Below are 16,024 nucleotides of genomic sequence, written 5' to 3'. Positions count from 1 at the left end.
CGTGGTGCGGGGTGGGTGGGTGTCGGGTGCGGGGCGGGAGGGGCAGGAGCGGTTCGTCGCGTGCTTCGCGGACCTGATCCGCACCCAGGATGCCGTGGACCGGGCCCACCGGGAGACCTTGCGGGCGGCGTGACAGGCTGAGGGCATTGCGATCGGCCGGACCAAGGAGCCCCACGTGACGTACGACATCGCCGCCCTCCGCTCCCACTTCCCGGCCCTCGCCGCCGGCACCGCCCACTTCGACGGCCCCGGCGGCACCCAGACCCCGGCGCCGGTCGTCCGGGCGATCGCCGACGCCCTGGAGCAGCCCCTGTCGAACCGGGGGCGGATCACCCTGGGGGAGCGCAACGCCGAGCGGATCGTGACCGGGGCCCGCCGGGCCATGGCCGACCTGCTCGGGGCCGACCCCGCGGGGATCGTCTTCGGCCGCAGCGCCACCCAGCTCACCTACGAGTTCTCGCGCACCCTCGCCAAGACCTGGGCACCCGGCGACGAGGTGGTCGTCACCCGGCTCGACCACGACGCCAACATCCGCCCCTGGATCCAGTCGGGTGCCACCGTCCGGTGGGCCGAATTCGACCCGCGGACAGGCGAGTTGACGGTCGACGCGATCCGGTCCGTGCTGTCCGCGCGCACCCGGCTCGTGGCCGTCACGGCCGCCTCCAACCTCATCGGCACCCGCCCCGACATCCCCGCGATCGCCGCCGCGGCCCACGAGGTCGGCGCACTGGTGTACGTGGACGGCGTCCACCACGCGGCCCACTCCCTGGTGGACATGGAGGACCTCGGCGCGGACCTCTTCGTGTGCTCCCCGTACAAGTTCCTCGGCCCGCACCACGGAGTCCTCGCCGCCCGCCCGGAGTTGCTGGAGACCCTGCGCCCGGACAAGCTCCTGCCCTCCACCGACGCCGTCCCCGAGCGCTTCGAACTGGGCACGCTGCCCTACGAGTTCCTCGCCGGCACGACGGCGGCGGTCGACTTCCTCGCCGACCGGCTGGACACGGACGCCACCGGCGGCCGACGGCAGCGGCTGGCCGCCGGTTTCGCCGCCCTCGAGGCCCACGAACACGTCCTGCGCGCCCGCATCGACGAGGGGCTGGCCGCGCTCGACGGCGTCACCGTCCACTCCCGCGCCGCCGACCGCACCCCGACCGTCCTGCTCACCTTCGACCACCACAGCACGGCCGACGCGTACGGATTCCTCGCCGAACGCGGAGTCCAGGCCCCGGCCGGCTCCTTCTACACCATCGAGGCCTCCCGGCACCTGGGCCTCGGCGACACCGGCGGCCTGCGCGTCGGCCTCGCCCCCTACAACAACCTGGACGACGTCGACCGCCTCCTGACCGGCCTGACGGACTTCCTGAAAAGGTGAAAGCACCGACGAGGTGAAGGGAGACCCGCCCATGACCACGTTCCCCACCGCACGAGACGTACGGACCACCCCTGAAGGGCTGCTGTGGGAGCCCAGCGAGCGCTGGGTGCGCGGCCGCAAGGGGGAGGTCACGGTCGTCGACAGCCGGCACCCCGTCCTGGTCTGGGAGCCGGACGTCCCCGTCCCGCTCTACGCCTTCCCGCGCGCCGACGTCCGCGAGGACCTGCTGCGCCCCGCGAAGAACCCGGCGACCGGCACCCACACCGGATCACAGGTCTTCTACGACCTGGAGGCCGACGGCGAACTCGTCGAGAACGCCGCCTGGACCTTCCCGGCCGCCGACCTCGCCGGCCACATCGCCTTCGCGTGGTTCCGGCGCCGGGGCACCGGCCTCGACCACTGGTACGAGGAGGAGGAAGAGATCTTCATCCACCCCCGTGACCCGCACAAACGCGTCGACGCCATGCCCAGCAGCCGTCATGTCCAGGTCGAGATCGACGGCACGCTCGTCGCCGACACCCGCCGGCCCGTCCTGCTCTTCGAGACCGGTCTGCCCACGCGCTACTACCTCCCGCGCGAGGACGTCCGCCTCGACCTGCTCGAAGCCACCGACCACCACACCGGCTGCCCCTACAAGGGCACCGCCCAGTACTGGTCGACGGGGGCCCACGCGAACATCGTCTGGAGCTACCCCGACCCGCTCCCCGCCGTGAGCGCCGTCAAGGGGCTCCTCGCCTTCTACAACGAGGCCGTCGACATCACCGTGGACGGAGAGCGTCAGGAGCGGCCGGTGACCCCCTTCACCGGCACCGTGAAGTGATCGCGATGCGCGGCGACAACCGCCGTACCTGCGCAGACCGTCCCCAAACCGTCCGCGACACGTGACCTGACTCTCATGGCCACCGACCGCCTTTGCCGAGAACATGGGGGCGTCACCGGCAGGCCGAAGGGAACGGTAATGCTCCGCAAGGTACTGGTCGCCAACCGTGGTGAGATCGCGATCCGAGCGTTTCGCGCGGGTTACGAGGTGGGCGCGAGGACGGTCGCCGTCTTCCCCCACGAGGACCGCAACTCACTGCACCGACTCAAAGCCGACGAGGCCTACGAGATCGGCGAACCGGGCCATCCCGTGCGGGCCTACCTCTCCGTCGACGAGATCATCCGCGCCGCCCGCCAGGCAGGCGCCGACGCCGTCTACCCCGGCTACGGGTTCCTCTCCGAGAACCCCGAGCTCGCGCGGGCCTGCGAGGAGGCGGGCATCACCTTCGTCGGCCCCAGCGCCGACATCCTCGAACTGACCGGCAACAAGGCCCGTGCGGTCGCCGCCGCCCGCGCCGCCGGCGTACCGGTCCTCGGCTCCTCGGCGCCCTCCGACGACGTGGACGAGCTGGTCAGGGCCGCCGACGACATCGGCTTCCCGGTGTTCGTGAAGGCCGTCGCCGGTGGCGGCGGGCGCGGCATGCGCCGGGTCGAGGACCCCGCCCAGCTCCGCGAGTCCATCGAGGCCGCCGCGCGCGAGGCCGCCTCCGCCTTCGGCGACTCGACCGTCTTCCTGGAGAAGGCCGTCGTCGAGCCCCGCCACATTGAGGTGCAGATCCTCGCCGACGGCCAGGGCAACGTCATCCACCTCTACGAGCGGGACTGCTCGGTCCAGCGCCGCCACCAGAAGGTCATCGAGCTCGCCCCCGCGCCCAACCTCGACCCGGATCTGCGCGACCGGATCTGCGCCGACGCGGTCCGCTTCGCCCGCGAGATCGGCTACCGCAACGCGGGCACCGTCGAGTTCCTCCTCGACCGGGACGGCAACCACGTCTTCATCGAGATGAACCCGCGCATCCAGGTCGAGCACACGGTCACCGAGGAGGTCACCGACGTCGACCTCGTCCAGGCCCAGCTGCGCATCGCCGCCGGCGCCACCCTCGCCGACCTCGGCCTCTCCCAGGAGGCGATCCGGCTCCACGGCGCCGCCCTCCAGTGCCGTATCACCACCGAGGACCCCGCCAACGGCTTCCGCCCGGACACCGGCCGCATCAGCGCCTACCGCTCGCCCGGCGGCTCCGGCATCCGCCTCGACGGCGGCACCACCCACGCCGGTACCGAGATCAGCGCCCACTTCGACTCGATGCTGGTCAAGCTCTCCTGCCGGGGCCGTGACTTCACCACCGCGGTCAACCGGGCCCGGCGTGCCGTCGCCGAGTTCCGCATCCGCGGCGTGGCCACCAACATCCCGTTCCTCCAGGCCGTGCTCGACGACCCGGACTTCCAGGCCGGCAACGTCACCACGTCGTTCATCGAGCAGCGCCCGCACCTGCTGACGGCCCGCCACTCCGCCGACCGGGGCACGAAGCTGCTCACCTACCTCGCCGACGTGACGGTCAACAAGCCGCACGGCGAGCGGCCCGAGCTGATCGACCCCGTCTCCAAGCTGCCCACGACTCCGGACATCGAGCCGCCCGCGGGCTCCAAGCAGAAACTCACCGAGCTCGGCCCCGAGGGCTTCGCCCGATGGCTGCGTGAGTCCCCGACCATCGGCGTTACCGACACCACCTTCCGCGACGCCCACCAGTCCCTGCTCGCCACCCGCGTGCGCACCAAGGACATGCTCGCCGTCGCCCCGGCCGTCGCCCGCACCCTGCCCGAGCTGCTCTCCCTGGAGTGCTGGGGCGGCGCCACCTACGACGTGGCCCTGCGCTTCCTCGCCGAGGACCCCTGGGAACGCCTTGCCGCCCTGCGCGAGGCCGTGCCCAACATCTGCCTCCAGATGCTGCTGCGCGGCCGCAACACCGTCGGCTACACCCCGTACCCGACCGAGGTGACCGACGCCTTCGTGCAGGAGGCCGCCGAGACCGGCATCGACATCTTCCGCGTCTTCGACGCCCTCAACGACGTCAGCCAGATGCGCCCCGCCATCGAGGCCGTCCGCGCCACCGGCACGTCCATCGCCGAGGTCGCCCTCTGCTACACCTCCGACCTGTCCGACCCGAACGAGCGCCTCTACACGCTCGACTACTACCTGCGCCTGGCCGAGCAGATCGTCGACGCGGGCGCCCACGTCCTGGCCGTCAAGGACATGGCGGGCCTGCTGCGCGCCCCGGCTGCGGCCAAGCTCGTCTCCGCGCTGCGCCGCGAGTTCGACCTGCCGGTGCACATCCACACCCACGACACCGCGGGCGGCCAGCTCGCCACCTACCTGGCCGCGATCCAGGCGGGCGCCGACGCGGTCGACGGTGCCGTCGCCTCCATGGCCGGCACCACCTCCCAGCCCTCCCTCTCGGCGATCGTGGCCGCGACCGACCACTCCGACCGGCCCACCGGCCTGGACCTCCGCGCGGTCGGCGACCTGGAGCCGTACTGGGAGAGCGTCCGCCGCGTGTACGCCCCCTTCGAGGCGGGCCTCGCCTCCCCGACCGGGCGCGTCTACGACCACGAGATCCCCGGCGGCCAGCTCTCCAACCTGCGCACCCAGGCCGTCGCCCTCGGCCTCGGCGACCGCTTCGAGGACATCGAGGCGATGTACGCGGCGGCGGACCGGCTCCTCGGGCACCTGGTGAAGGTCACCCCGTCCTCCAAGGTGGTCGGCGACCTCGCCCTGCACCTGGTCGGCGCCGGGGTCGACCCCAAGGAGTTCGAGGCGACCCCGGACCGCTTCGACATCCCCGACTCGGTGATCGGCTTCCTGCGCGGCGAGCTCGGCACCCCGCCCGGCGGCTGGCCCGAGCCCTTCCGCAGCAAGGCGTTGCAGGGCCGCGCCGACGCCAAGCCGGTCCAGGAACTGAACGCCGAGGACCGCACCGGCCTGGAGAAGGACCGCCGCTCGACGCTCAACCGGCTGCTGTTCCCCGGCCCGACCCGCGAGTTCGAGACCCACCGCCAGTCCTACGGCGACACCAGCCTCCTCGACAGCAAGGACTTCTTCTACGGCCTTCGCCCGGGCAAGGAGTACGCCGTCGACCTCGAACCCGGCGTGCGGCTCCTCATCGCGCTGGAGGCGATCGGCGAGGCCGACGAGCGGGGCATGCGCACGGTGATGTCCACGCTCAACGGCCAGCTGCGGCCCATCCAGATCCGCGATGTCGCCGTCTCCTCGGACCTCCCGACCACCGAGAAGGCCGACCGTTCCAACACCGGCCACGTCGCCGCCCCGTTCGCCGGAGTGGTCACGCTCGCGGTCTCCGAGGGCGACGAGGTGGCGGCCGGGGCCACCGTCGCCACCATCGAGGCCATGAAGATGGAGGCCTCGATCACCGCCGCGAAGGCCGGCCGGGTCTCCCGCCTCGCCATCAACAGGATCCAGCAGGTGGAGGGCGGTGACCTGCTGGTCGAGATCGGCTGAGCCGGAACACGATCGCCCGCCTCCGGCCGGCCCACCGGCATTGCGTCCGACGCCGCCCCGTCCGAATCTGGACGGGGACGGCCGGGCCGGTGACCGAGAGGAACCCCTGTCGTGACGGTGATCTATGAGGTCAACACCCTGGTGTGGCTCGGTGAGTTGAGCCGCAGGTACGGGCGTCACGTCACTCTCGGGGAGGTGCCGGGGGAGGTCTGGGACTCCTTGGTGCTTCCCGGCGTCGACACGGTCTGGCTGATGGGCGTGTGGGAGCGCAGCCCGGCGGGACTGCGGATCGCTCTGCGCGACGAGGGGTTGATGGCCTCCTTCCGTGATGCCCTCCCCGATGTCAGCGAGGCGGACATCGCGGGATCGCCGTACTGCGTACGGAACTACGTCGTCGATCCGGTGCTGGGCGGCCCCGAGGGCCTCGCCGCCGCCCGCGTCCAACTGGCCGCCCGCGGAATGAGGTTGCTCCTCGACCACGTGCCCAACCACATCGCCCCCGACCACCCCTGGCTCACCTCGGACCCCGACCGCCTCCTCCAGGGCACCGCCGACGACCTGGCCCGCGCACCGGCCGACTTCATCGAGTCCGGGAGCGGGATCCACGCCCGCGGCCGCGACCCCTACTTCGCGCCCTGGCCGGACGTCGTCCAGCTGAACGCCTTCAGCGACGCCCTGCGGGACGCGACCGTCGCCACCCTCGTGTCCATCGGCGACCAGGCCGACGGCGTGCGCTGCGACATGGCCATGCTGCTCATGAACGACATCTTCGGAAGGACCTGGGGAGACCGGGCGGGCACCGCCCCCGCCGAGGACTTCTGGCCGTACGTCATCCCGCGCGTGCGGGCCCGCCACCCCGGTCTCCTCTTCGTCGCCGAGGCCTACTGGGACCTCGAACACGCCCTCCGGCAGCAGGGCTTCGACCACTGTTACGACAAACGCCTCTACGACCGCCTCCTGCACGAGGACGCCGGCTCCGTCCGCGCCCACCTGGACGCCGACCTCGCGCACCAGCGCGGTCTCGTCCGCTTCCTGGAGAACCACGACGAGCCACGGGCCGCCGCCACCCTGCCCGGCGACCGCGGACGGGCGGCGGCCGTGACCGTCGCGACCCTGCCCGGCGCCACGCTCTGGCACGAGGGCCAGTTCGAAGGCCGTCGGGTGCGGCCGCCGGTGTTCCTGAGGCGCCGGCCGCAGGAACCCGTCGACGAGCCCCTGCGCGACTTCTACCACCGGCTGCTGCCCGCCGCCGCCTCTGTACGCCGGGGAGACTGGCGGCCGCTGACCCCGGAGGGCCGGCCGGACGACGACACCCACCGGAACCTGCTCGCCTGGACGTGGACGCACGCCGACGCCCGCCACCTCGTCGTCGTCAATGACTCGGACCGTCCGGCGCAGGCGAGGCTGCCCCTGCCCTGGGAGGACTTGAGGGGCCGCGTCTGCCGGGCCAGGGACCTGCTCACCGGGGCGGTGTACGACCGTGACGGAGACGAACTGACCGACTCCGGACTGTTCGTGTCCCTGGGAGCCTGGGGGTGCCACGTCCTCGAGTGGTGACAGTCACGGCGGGGGCGTACCGTCGAACGGAGATTATGAGCAGCGACCCGCAGGCCAGTTCTGCACCACGGACCACCCCACCGGACTCCGGCGGGGGCGGGAACTCCATGGCGCTGCTGGTCATCGCGTCCTGCCAGCTCATGGTGGTCCTCGACATCACCATCGTGAACATCGCGCTGCCGGACATCCAGCGCTCCCTGGACTTCTCCACCACCAGCCTGGCCTGGGTGGTCAACGCCTACACCCTCACCTTCGGCGGACTGCTGCTGCTCGGCGGCCGGACCGGCGACATCCTCGGCAGACGCCGGATGTTCGTCTGCGGAGTGCTGCTGTTCGTGCTGGCCTCGCTGCTCGGCGGGCTCGCCCAGAACGAGGGCCAACTCCTCGCCGCGCGTGCCCTCCAGGGCGTCGGCGGCGCCATCGCCTCCCCGACCGCCCTCTCCCTGGTCAGCACGACGTTCCGGGAAGGCCCCGAACGCAACCGCGCCTTCGGTGTCTTCGCCGCGGTCTCGGCGGGCGGCGGCGCGATCGGACTGCTGGCGGGCGGCGTGCTCGTCGAGTGGCTGAACTGGCGGTGGGTGCTGTTCGTCAACGTCCCCATCGGACTGCTCATCGCACTCGCCACGCCCCGCTACATCCGCGAGTCCGAGCGACATCCCGGCCATTTCGACATCACCGGAGCGCTGACCGCGACGGCGGGCATGGTGCTGCTGGTGTACGGCTTCATCCGGGCCGCACAGGAAGGCTGGCGCGACCCCCTCACCCTGGCCTCCTTCGCCGGCGCGGTGGTCCTGCTCGCGGTGTTCGTGCTGGTCGAGAAGCGGTCCCGGCAGCCGATCACCCCGCTGCACATGTTCGCCGACCGCAACCGCGCGGGCACCTACGGCATCATGCTGTGCCTCGCGGCCGCGATCTTCGGCATGTTCTTCTTCCTGACGCTGTTCGTGCAGAACGTCCTCGACTTCAGCCCCCTGGCCACCGGGTTCGCGTTCCTCCCCGTCAGCGCGGTCATCGCCGTCGGTGCCGGACTCGCCTCACGGTTCCTGCCCGTCTACGGGCCGAAGCCCTTCATGGTGGGCGGCGCGATCCTCGCCGCGGCCGGACTCGCCTGGCTGACCCTGACCGACGTCCACTCCACCTACGCGGGCAGTGTCCTCGGGCCGATGCTCGTCTTCAGCCTCGGCATGGGCATGGAGTTCGTGTCGCTGACCCTGATGGCGCTCTCCAACGTGCCCACCGCGGAGACCGGCGCGGCCTCCGGGCTCCTCAACGCCACCCAGCAGGTGGGCGGTTCCCTCGGACTGTCCATCCTGGTCACCATGTTCGGCACGGCCAGCACCAACGAGGCGGAGAAGCAGGTCCCGCGGTTCCTCGCCCAGGCCACCCCGGCCGAGCGCCGGCTCTTCGCCCGTACCGGCGAACTCCCGGGCTCCTGGGGCGACGAGGTCCTGACCGCGGGTGTCTCGGCCGCCTTCGTCGTCGCCGCGATCTTCACGGTGCTCGCCGCAGTCATCGCGGTCGTGGTCATCCAGGTCCGCCCCTCCGACCTGGAACGCCTCAAGGGCGGGTCCCCGCTGCCGTAGGGACCAGACCGAGCCGCTGGGCCTGGAGCACCGTGCTGACGCGGTCGTGCGTGCCGAGTTTGCGGTAAATGTTCGCGATGTGCTTGTGGACCGTGCGCTCGGATATGCCGAGTCTGCGCCCGATCGACAGGGCGGTCAGCGCGTCGCCGAGCAGGACCAGCACGGTCGTCTCGCGGGGGGTGAGTGCCACGTCGGCCGCCTCCTCGGAAGGGGCGCCGAGCCTCTGCAGGAGCTGCCGCTGCTGCTCGACGGCGGCCAGCAAAGGCTGCATCTGCTCGGCCAGCCGCAGTTCGCCGTCGCTGAAGTCCCGCCCCGAGCGGTACACCATGCACCCGGTGACGGGGGTGGTCGACCCGGGCAGCGGGATGCCCAGCACGTGGTCGACGTCCAGGAGGTCGCCGAGCAGCCGTGCGGTCGGGCTCCCCGGCCAGGAACGACCGGCCACCCGACGGGCCGTGACCGGCGTACGGTCCGCTCGGCCCGCGTAGTGCCCGGCCAACGGGTAGCCCGCGCGCAGCAGTCCCGTCTCCTCCTCGCCGAGCGAGGTGAACTCGGCGTCGGCGCCGGGGGACAGCCCGAGCGTGCCCTCGCGCTCGTCCCAGTGGTCCAGCTTGTAGATCAGGGCGTCGCCGCCGCACAGCACCGGCAGTTCGGCCGCCAGCAGGGGCCACAGCCGCTCAGGGTCGCGCTCGTGGAGTGCGGCCACGGCGACCGACAGCATCCGCTCGTACGCAGTTCTACCCATACCGGCCCAGTACCTCGCTGACCCACACTTCATCCGGACAACGTCGACGTTGTCTCATGTACTCCAGCACATGGAAGCTCCGGCGGGCCGCGGTGGGGGAGGGCGGCCCGTCGGACACGCCTGCCCCCGCGCGGACGGCAGCGCCGGCCGCGACTCGTGCGGGCCGCCGGCACAGGGGAGCGGCGGCCCGCACGGGCCCTGCTCTGCTGGTCCGGCGCCTCCAAGACCGGGAGGGTCCGACGTGACGGGTCAGGCGGGCCGGATCGCGCCGCGGATGATCGACTCGCCGGTCGGGTAGATCGACTCCTCGCGGATGGAGGACCCGGGGCCGGGCGCGTGGATCATCATGCCGTTCCCGGTGCACAGGCCGACGTGGCTGAAGTCGTCGTGGAAGAAGACGAGGTCACCGGGTTGCATCGCGTACAGCGGCACCGCCGTGCCGGTGCTCGCCTGACCGAGGGCGGTGCGGGGGAGCGAGACGCCGGCGACCTTCCAGGCGGCCTGGGTGAGACCGGAGTTGTCGTACGACCCCGGGCCCGCCGCGCCCCAGACGCACGGCTTGCCGATCTGGGAACGGGCGAAGGCGAGCACCTGGATGACCTTCGAGTCGTAACCGGGGTCCGGCGTGGGGAGGTCGGGGGCCGGCGCCAGGGTCAAGGGGGTGGCGGCGGGGGCCGGGGCCGGCTCGGGCGCCTGCCAGGCCGGTTCGGGGGAGCGGGGGGCCGGGATGACGGGCAGGGGCGCGAGCGTCGCGAGGGGGGCAGTGAGGGCGGAGTGGTCCGCATAACCCGTGGTCGCCGGTGCGGCGTACTCGGGGAATCCCGTGGTGGTCTGTGCGGCGTACTCCGGGAACCCCGTGGTGGTCTGCGCGGCGTACTCGGGGAATCCCGTGGCAGGTGACGGGGTGTACTCCGGTACGGCGGTGGTGAGTTGACCGGTGGGGGCGGGGTGTCCTGTGCCGGCCTGCGCGCTGTACTCCGGGAATGCGGGGGCCGGCTGCGCGATGGACGCCGGGACGGCGGTGCCGCTCGGAGGGGTGTACTCCGGGACCCCTGTGACGAGTTGCCGTCCGTACTCGACAGTGCCGGTGTCGGACTGCGCCGTGTACTCCGGAACGCCGGTGACGGGTTGCGAGGTGCCCAGGGCGGGGAAGCCGCCGGTGCCGGTGAGGTCCTGCGGGCCCGGTGCCGGTGCCCATGAGGGGGACTGGGCCGGCGCCGGGGCAGGTTCCGGCGCGCTGGGCAGGGCGAGCACGGGTCTGGCGGCACGTTCCGGAAGGGACTGTTCGGCCGGCTTCGCCTCACGTGCCGTGGCGGCACTCGCCGGACGCTGGCGGTTCGTCTCGGCCCGGCGGCCCGCGACACGATCGGCGGGCAGGGACGCCTCGATGATGGGACCCGTCTTCGCGCGGGCCATGCCGTACCACTGCCGGGCGATGGCGTCGAGGGAGGGATCGCCGCCCGACCTGCCGCCGCCGTCCGTCCTGTGCCCGCCGGTCGACGAACCACCGCGGCCCCGGGTGCTCGACGCCGTACCGGCCGCGCGGGTGGCGTTGTAGGTGCCGGAGTCGTTCTCGGCCCGGTCGTAGAGGTTGGAGACCCGTCGGCTCACCTCGTCACGGCTCGGCGCCTCGTCCGCCGCGGCGTTCCCGGTCTGCGACAGGAGAGCCGCGGAGGCCAGGGCGGCCGTCGCGAGGGCGGAGTTGCGCTTGGCGGGGAGGCTGAACCCTCCATCGCGCGAAGTTCGATCCGGCGCCATGAAAGTCATGCCCCTTCCGTCGTGCTGCTCGCCGTCAACTTAGCCAACTTGTGAGGCTCCCGTGAAGGTTGAAGTGTGAAAAGCGTGAGATGTAACTGTGACCTTCGTCGCGTACGGGCCGCCGCACCCGGTGACCGTCACCTCCTGCCCCGCTGTTCACGCCACGCCTCGTAGTGGTCGAGGACCGTCTCCTCGATCGGCCGGTAGGCGATGCCCAGCTCCCGCACACTGCGGCTGTTGTCCACGCGGAAGCGGATGCCGAGGTGCTTGCGGATGTAGTCCTGGGTGAGCCCGAAGGCGGGACCCAGAACGCGCACGGGCCAGTGCGGGAGGGCGGTGCGCGGGATCCGAGGATCGCGGGGGTACCGGGTGCGGATGATGCGGGACATCTCGTGGAACGACGTCATCGTCTCCGCGGCCAGGATGTACCGGCCCTTCGCCTCGGGCCGCTCCGCCGCCGCGATGTGTGCGTCGGCCACGTCACGCACGTCGACCGTGGTGAAGCTGAAGTCCGGGGCGCCGTAGAAGAAGTAGCCCTTGAAGAGCTCCTCCAGGAGGAAGAGGCTGCCGGACTCGGAGGCGGGTGTGAGGGAAGGACCCAGGATCAGGCCGGGATTCACGGACACCATCCGCCAGCGGTCCTGGGCCGCCTGAGCGTCCCAGGCCGCGCGCTCGGCGACCGTCTTGGCGTAGTGGTACGGGTTGTTCTCCACCGTGCTGCTGGTGTTGAAGTACCTCTCCGACAGGACCTGCCCGTCCATGTCCCGCACATCGGAGTAGTCGCCGAAGATCGCACCGACCGTGGAGGTGAACACCAGTCGCTCCACGGACGGTGTCCGCTCGATGCCTGCCAGGACGTTGCGGGTGCCGGTCAGAGCCGGTTCGACCATGTCCTTGCGGCCGTCCTTGATCCTCTCCGGCATGAAGAACGGCGACGCCACGTGGAAGACGACCCGGCAGCCCGCCATGGCCTCGTCGAAGGAGCGCTCCTTAAGAAGGTCCGCCTCGAACAGCGTGAGCGCGCCCGGGAATTCGTCCTGCATGTCCCGCAGGGGACGCACCTTCACCGGGTTGGTGAGACTGCGCACGGTGGCGTGCACCTCGTAGCCGCTCTCCAGCAGCCGCCGCACGAGATGGCTCCCGACGAATCCGCTGCCACCGGTCACCAGGACTTGGCCCATGCCCTCGCTCCTCCACCCAGGGGGTGACATTGAAGCACCGGCGGATCTTCAGCGGGGGCGGGTCACCGGTGGAGCCCTGTCACCGGCGGGGAAGCCGCAGTCCGCTAGCTTCACTGCGGGAGTACCTCCGGGAACTCGGAGGGGTGTGGTGATCAGGGAGGCGCGGGTGCACGACGACGGCGACGGCGTGAGGACTGCGGCGGCGCGGCTCACCGGGCGGGCGGCGACCGGGGAGCGTCCGCTGTCCGGTGCGCTGACCGAGGTGACCCTCGACGACGGCCGGGTGGTGATGGTCAAGCGCGCCGACGGCCCCGAGGAGGCCCGGGCCGAGGCGGCGGGGCTGGCGTGGCTGGCCGCCGCAGGAACGGTCCGGGTGCCGACCACCTACGGTCAGGACGGCCGCCTGCTGGTCACCGACCTGATCGCGCGGGGGCGGCCCGACCGGGACGCGGCGTTCGGCCTCGGGCGCGGGCTGGCCGGGCTGCACCTCGCCGGTGCGCCCGCCTTCGGTTCCCGTCCGCCCGGCGGCCCACGGGAGGCGTACATCGGGCGCGCGCCCATGCGGAACGCCGAAGGCGCCGAGTGGCCCCGGTGGTACGCCGAGCACCGGGTGCTGCCGTATCTGCGGCGCGCGGTGGACGACGGCACGATCACCGCGGACGAGGCTCCCGTGATCGAACGGCTCTGCGAGCTCCTGCCCGGGCTCGCGGGCCCCGCCGAGCCGCCCGCCCGGCTCCACGGCGACCTCTGGAACGGCAACGTCCTGTGGGGAGCCGACGGCCACGCCTGGCTCATCGACCCGGCGGCGCACGGCGGCCACCGCGAGACCGACCTCGCGATGCTCCACCTCTTCGGCTGTCCCCACCTGGACGAGGTGCTGCGCGGCTACGAGAGCGCCGCGCCGCTCGTCGAGGGCTGGGCCGGCCGGATCGGCCTGCACCAGATGTTCCCGCTGCTGGTGCACGCCGTGCTGTTCGGGAGGGGCTATGCGGAACAGGCGCTCAGCACGGCGAAGGCGGCCCTGGAGCGGTGAGTGCACCGGTCCGGGGCCGCCTGGGCGCGTGACGTCGCGAGCGAGGAGAGCGAAGGGACTGGAGCCATAAGAAGGCCGGTTCTGGAGACCGGTGAGAAGGAAGTCCCTTCATGGCCTCGCCGCGCGCGTCACGTCCTGGCGAGGAGAGCGGATGGGCTGAAATCCGAGCCCCATGGGGGCTCATCGCAGTGAGAAGGAAGCCCTTCCATGGCCTCGCCACGGACAACGCTAGCAGTCACTCGGGGATCAAGTCGCGCAGGTTTTCCGGCGTGATGACCACCGACTCCGGGTGCAGCCCCTCCGGTCGCTCCAGGCCGATGTAGGTCACGGGCACGTCCGGCACCGACTCGGGGTCCCAAGTCGCCACCTGCGTACCGTCGTTCGCCATCAGATCGGCCAGGTACCCGACCGTGAGCTGCTCGCGCTCGACGACAGCGCGCAGCAGCGTGGCCACCGACACCTGGTTGCCCTCGACGCGGTTGTACGCCGGGTGCCCCTTCAGGTACAGATGCAGCCACTTCGCGTGCCAACTCCCGTCCTGCGCACGCCGGAACGCCAGCGGCAGTGCCACCCGGCCGGGGCCGCGCAGCTCCGACTTCATGCGCACGGTACGCGCCTCGAAGGGCTGTCCCTTCTGCTCGCCCTCGCGCAGCATGAACCCGAAGAACGACTCCTCGGCGTCCTCGAACTTCTCCCCGGAGTAGATGTTGACCTGCGGCACGATGTACGTGCCCCGTACCGCCCCGAGCCGCAGGTTGATGAACTCCGAAGCGCCGTCGGGCGCGTCGGTGATGTCACCCGAGTGCTCGCCCTCCACCTCGCGGAGGTTGGTGTACGACAGCCACGACACCGTCTCGTAGTCCGCGTCCAGCAGCAGCGCCGACAGGTCGTAGTCGGTGACCTGCCGCGTCTGCTTCCAGTACACGAAGAACCGCAGCAGCTCCCCGTCGACCGGCGAGACGGAGCCGCGGGGCAGCACGCCGAGTCCGGCCGAGGCCGCCCGCCCGCTGAGCGGAAGCGCCACGCCCAGGACGTCGGGGTCGACCAGCAGCCGCTCCGGAGAGGGGAGTCGACGAGCCGTCTCCGCGTCGAGCACGGCGATCAGACGCTTGCGGTCCTCCTCCGGTACGGTCCGACGGGCGTCGTCGGTGACATGCGCGCGGCCGGCACGGTTGATGAACACCCGCTTGCGGCCCGCCTCTTCGGCCCGGTTGTGCAGGTACTCGCGCACCGACAGCACGACCCGCCCGGAGACCTGCGGGGCGACCTCCTCGACGGCGGCCACCACGGCGTCCCGCTCCGCCTGCGTGCGCGCGGTGCGCAGCAGCCGGTCCAGCGCGCGCAGCAGCCTGCCCGGCGCGGACCGGAGCAGCTCCGTCGCCCCGAGGACGTCGTCCGCGCCCAGCAGCGCCTCGACTCGCGCCTCGAAGGTGTACGCCTTCTTCTCGCCCCGGGCGACCGCGAACACCTCGGCCGCGTGCGGCCACCGGGGGTACTCGTGCGGGTGCAGACGCTCGCCGAGCCGCTTGAACGCCTCACGGTGCGCGAGGACGTCGGCGAGCTTGGCGGGGGTCCCGGCGACTACCTCGTCCAGCCCCGCGAGCAGGGCGCGGCGCACCGGCCGGGACAGCTTGCTCAAGCGGGTCGGCTCCTGGAGGCTCACATCCCCGCCGGACAACGCGCAGGCCAGCCGCAGCACATCGGTCACGGTGTCGAGGAGCAGACCCGAACCCGCCTTCAGGCGGGCCTCGTTGACGACGGCACGGTTCTCCCGCACCGGGATCGTCTCCGGCTGGGGGCCGTCCGCGCAGTGCCCGGCGAGCACCCTGAGATCGGCCAGGTGCTCGTCCCCGAGCGGAGTGGTGCTGCCGGCCAGCGCCAGGTACAGGGCGGTGAGCTCGTCCTCCAGGGCGCCGCCCAGGTGCAGGACGGTCAGCCGGTCGCCGACCGCGGCCGTCAGCTCGTCGTGCGCGGCGAGCATCTCCTCGTAGGTGTGCCGGTAGGTGCCGTACGACGGCAGAGTGAGCAGGTTGACCACGCCGTTGCGCAGCTGGGCGAGGACTCCGGAGCGGGCCTTGCCGTCCTCCAGGGCCTCGCGCACGCAGCGCATCCAGAACTCGAAGGTGTCCGGGACGTTGGCCGGGAAGTCCTTGAAGTAGACGTTGTGCCGCACATGGTCGCCGGTCATCTCCCGGACGGTGGCGAGCGTGCGCACGGCGGTGTCGACGACCGTGCTCTCGGACAGTCCCGACAACACCCTCAGCGCGTCCGCCGACAGCTTGAAGCCGGCGGACATCAGCGCGGCGTCGAACCGCCGCGCCGCGACGTCGCCCTCGCCGGCGGGGCCCGCCGGGGCGGGCAGCCGGAGGGCATGCCGAATGACCAGGGATTCGAGACGGTGGACCATGCCGGAATGGTCGCAGAGGCGTTCGACCTGGCGCACCGGAGTTTTCGGGGGCCCG

At 71.8% G+C, this 16,024-nt stretch carries 11 protein-coding genes; 7 read left to right on the top strand and 4 right to left on the bottom strand.

Annotated elements, in window-relative coordinates; genetic code table 11:
* The first annotated feature begins 1 nt into the window (after position 1).
* The 6 genes from M2163_RS10715 (at position 2) to M2163_RS10690 (ending at position 8,845) form a co-directional block, all read left to right on the top strand.
* Positions 2-133, top strand: coding sequence for a hypothetical protein (locus tag M2163_RS10715; RefSeq protein WP_280853012.1), 132 nt, complete (start codon positions 2-4; stop codon positions 131-133).
* A gap of 42 nt (positions 134-175) precedes the next feature.
* Entirely contained in the window at positions 176-1,372 is a 1,197-nt protein-coding gene (locus M2163_RS10710) for a cysteine desulfurase-like protein (RefSeq protein WP_280893851.1), read from the top strand.
* A gap of 31 nt (positions 1,373-1,403) precedes the next feature.
* Positions 1,404-2,192, top strand: a complete 789-nt coding sequence (locus tag M2163_RS10705; protein WP_280893850.1) for a DUF427 domain-containing protein — start codon at positions 1,404-1,406, stop codon at positions 2,190-2,192.
* A 138-nt stretch (positions 2,193-2,330) separates the two neighbouring features.
* Complete coding sequence (locus M2163_RS10700) at positions 2,331-5,705, top strand: pyruvate carboxylase (RefSeq protein WP_280893849.1); 3,375 nt, start codon at positions 2,331-2,333, stop codon at positions 5,703-5,705.
* A 111-nt stretch (positions 5,706-5,816) separates the two neighbouring features.
* On the top strand, positions 5,817-7,262 hold the full coding sequence (locus M2163_RS10695; protein ID WP_280853016.1) for an alpha-amylase family glycosyl hydrolase: 1,446 nt from the start codon (positions 5,817-5,819) through the stop codon (positions 7,260-7,262).
* A gap of 107 nt (positions 7,263-7,369) precedes the next feature.
* The gene (locus M2163_RS10690; protein WP_280897243.1) at positions 7,370-8,845 is read left to right on the top strand and encodes an MFS transporter; all 1,476 of its coding nucleotides are present in this window, start codon (positions 7,370-7,372) and stop codon (positions 8,843-8,845) included.
* Here the strand turns inward: M2163_RS10690 and M2163_RS10685 are convergent.
* From M2163_RS10685 to M2163_RS10675, 3 genes are all read right to left on the bottom strand, one after another.
* Positions 8,820-9,590, bottom strand: a complete 771-nt coding sequence (locus M2163_RS10685; protein ID WP_280853017.1) for a LuxR C-terminal-related transcriptional regulator — start codon at positions 9,588-9,590, stop codon at positions 8,820-8,822. The two genes, M2163_RS10690 and M2163_RS10685, sit on opposite strands and share 26 nt — an antisense overlap.
* Positions 9,591-9,839: 249 nt before the next feature.
* Positions 9,840-11,348: an NlpC/P60 family protein gene (locus tag M2163_RS10680; RefSeq protein WP_280893848.1), complete on the bottom strand. Its 1,509-nt coding sequence runs from the start codon at positions 11,346-11,348 to the stop codon at positions 9,840-9,842.
* A 137-nt stretch (positions 11,349-11,485) separates the two neighbouring features.
* Complete coding sequence (locus M2163_RS10675; protein WP_280853019.1) at positions 11,486-12,529, bottom strand: NAD-dependent epimerase/dehydratase family protein; 1,044 nt, start codon at positions 12,527-12,529, stop codon at positions 11,486-11,488.
* Positions 12,530-12,695: 166 nt separating this feature from the next.
* On the opposite strand from M2163_RS10675, the gene M2163_RS10670 reads away from it, so the two are divergent.
* On the top strand, positions 12,696-13,562 hold the full coding sequence (locus tag M2163_RS10670; protein ID WP_280853020.1) for a fructosamine kinase family protein: 867 nt from the start codon (positions 12,696-12,698) through the stop codon (positions 13,560-13,562).
* A gap of 235 nt (positions 13,563-13,797) precedes the next feature.
* Here the strand turns inward: M2163_RS10670 and M2163_RS10665 are convergent, their stop codons facing one another.
* Positions 13,798-15,969, bottom strand: a complete 2,172-nt coding sequence (locus tag M2163_RS10665) for a TerD family protein (protein ID WP_280853021.1) — start codon at positions 15,967-15,969, stop codon at positions 13,798-13,800.
* Between the last annotated feature and the right edge of the window lie 55 nt (positions 15,970-16,024).

Source organism: Streptomyces sp. SAI-135, from assembly GCF_029893805.1.
In the GTDB taxonomy this organism is placed as follows: domain Bacteria; phylum Actinomycetota; class Actinomycetes; order Streptomycetales; family Streptomycetaceae; genus Streptomyces.
The sequence above is the reverse complement of the archived record's forward strand: the minus strand, read 5'-3'. Positions and strand labels throughout refer to the sequence as shown.

What these genes read in the sequence shown, in the direction of transcription:
- M2163_RS10675 (WP_280853019.1), bottom strand. Translation starts at nt 12,529, where the DNA reads ATGGGCCAAGTCCTGGTGACCGGTGGCAGCGGATTCGTCGGGAGCCAT.
- M2163_RS10665 (WP_280853021.1), bottom strand. Translation starts at nt 15,969, where the DNA reads ATGGTCCACCGTCTCGAATCCCTGGTCATTCGGCATGCCCTCCGGCTG.
- M2163_RS10705 (WP_280893850.1), top strand. Translation starts at nt 1,404, where the DNA reads ATGACCACGTTCCCCACCGCACGAGACGTACGGACCACCCCTGAAGGG.
- M2163_RS10685 (WP_280853017.1), bottom strand. Translation starts at nt 9,590, where the DNA reads ATGGGTAGAACTGCGTACGAGCGGATGCTGTCGGTCGCCGTGGCCGCA.
- M2163_RS10690 (WP_280897243.1), top strand. Translation starts at nt 7,370, where the DNA reads ATGGCGCTGCTGGTCATCGCGTCCTGCCAGCTCATGGTGGTCCTCGAC.
- M2163_RS10680 (WP_280893848.1), bottom strand. Translation starts at nt 11,348, where the DNA reads ATGGCGCCGGATCGAACTTCGCGCGATGGAGGGTTCAGCCTCCCCGCC.
- M2163_RS10700 (WP_280893849.1), top strand. Translation starts at nt 2,331, where the DNA reads ATGCTCCGCAAGGTACTGGTCGCCAACCGTGGTGAGATCGCGATCCGA.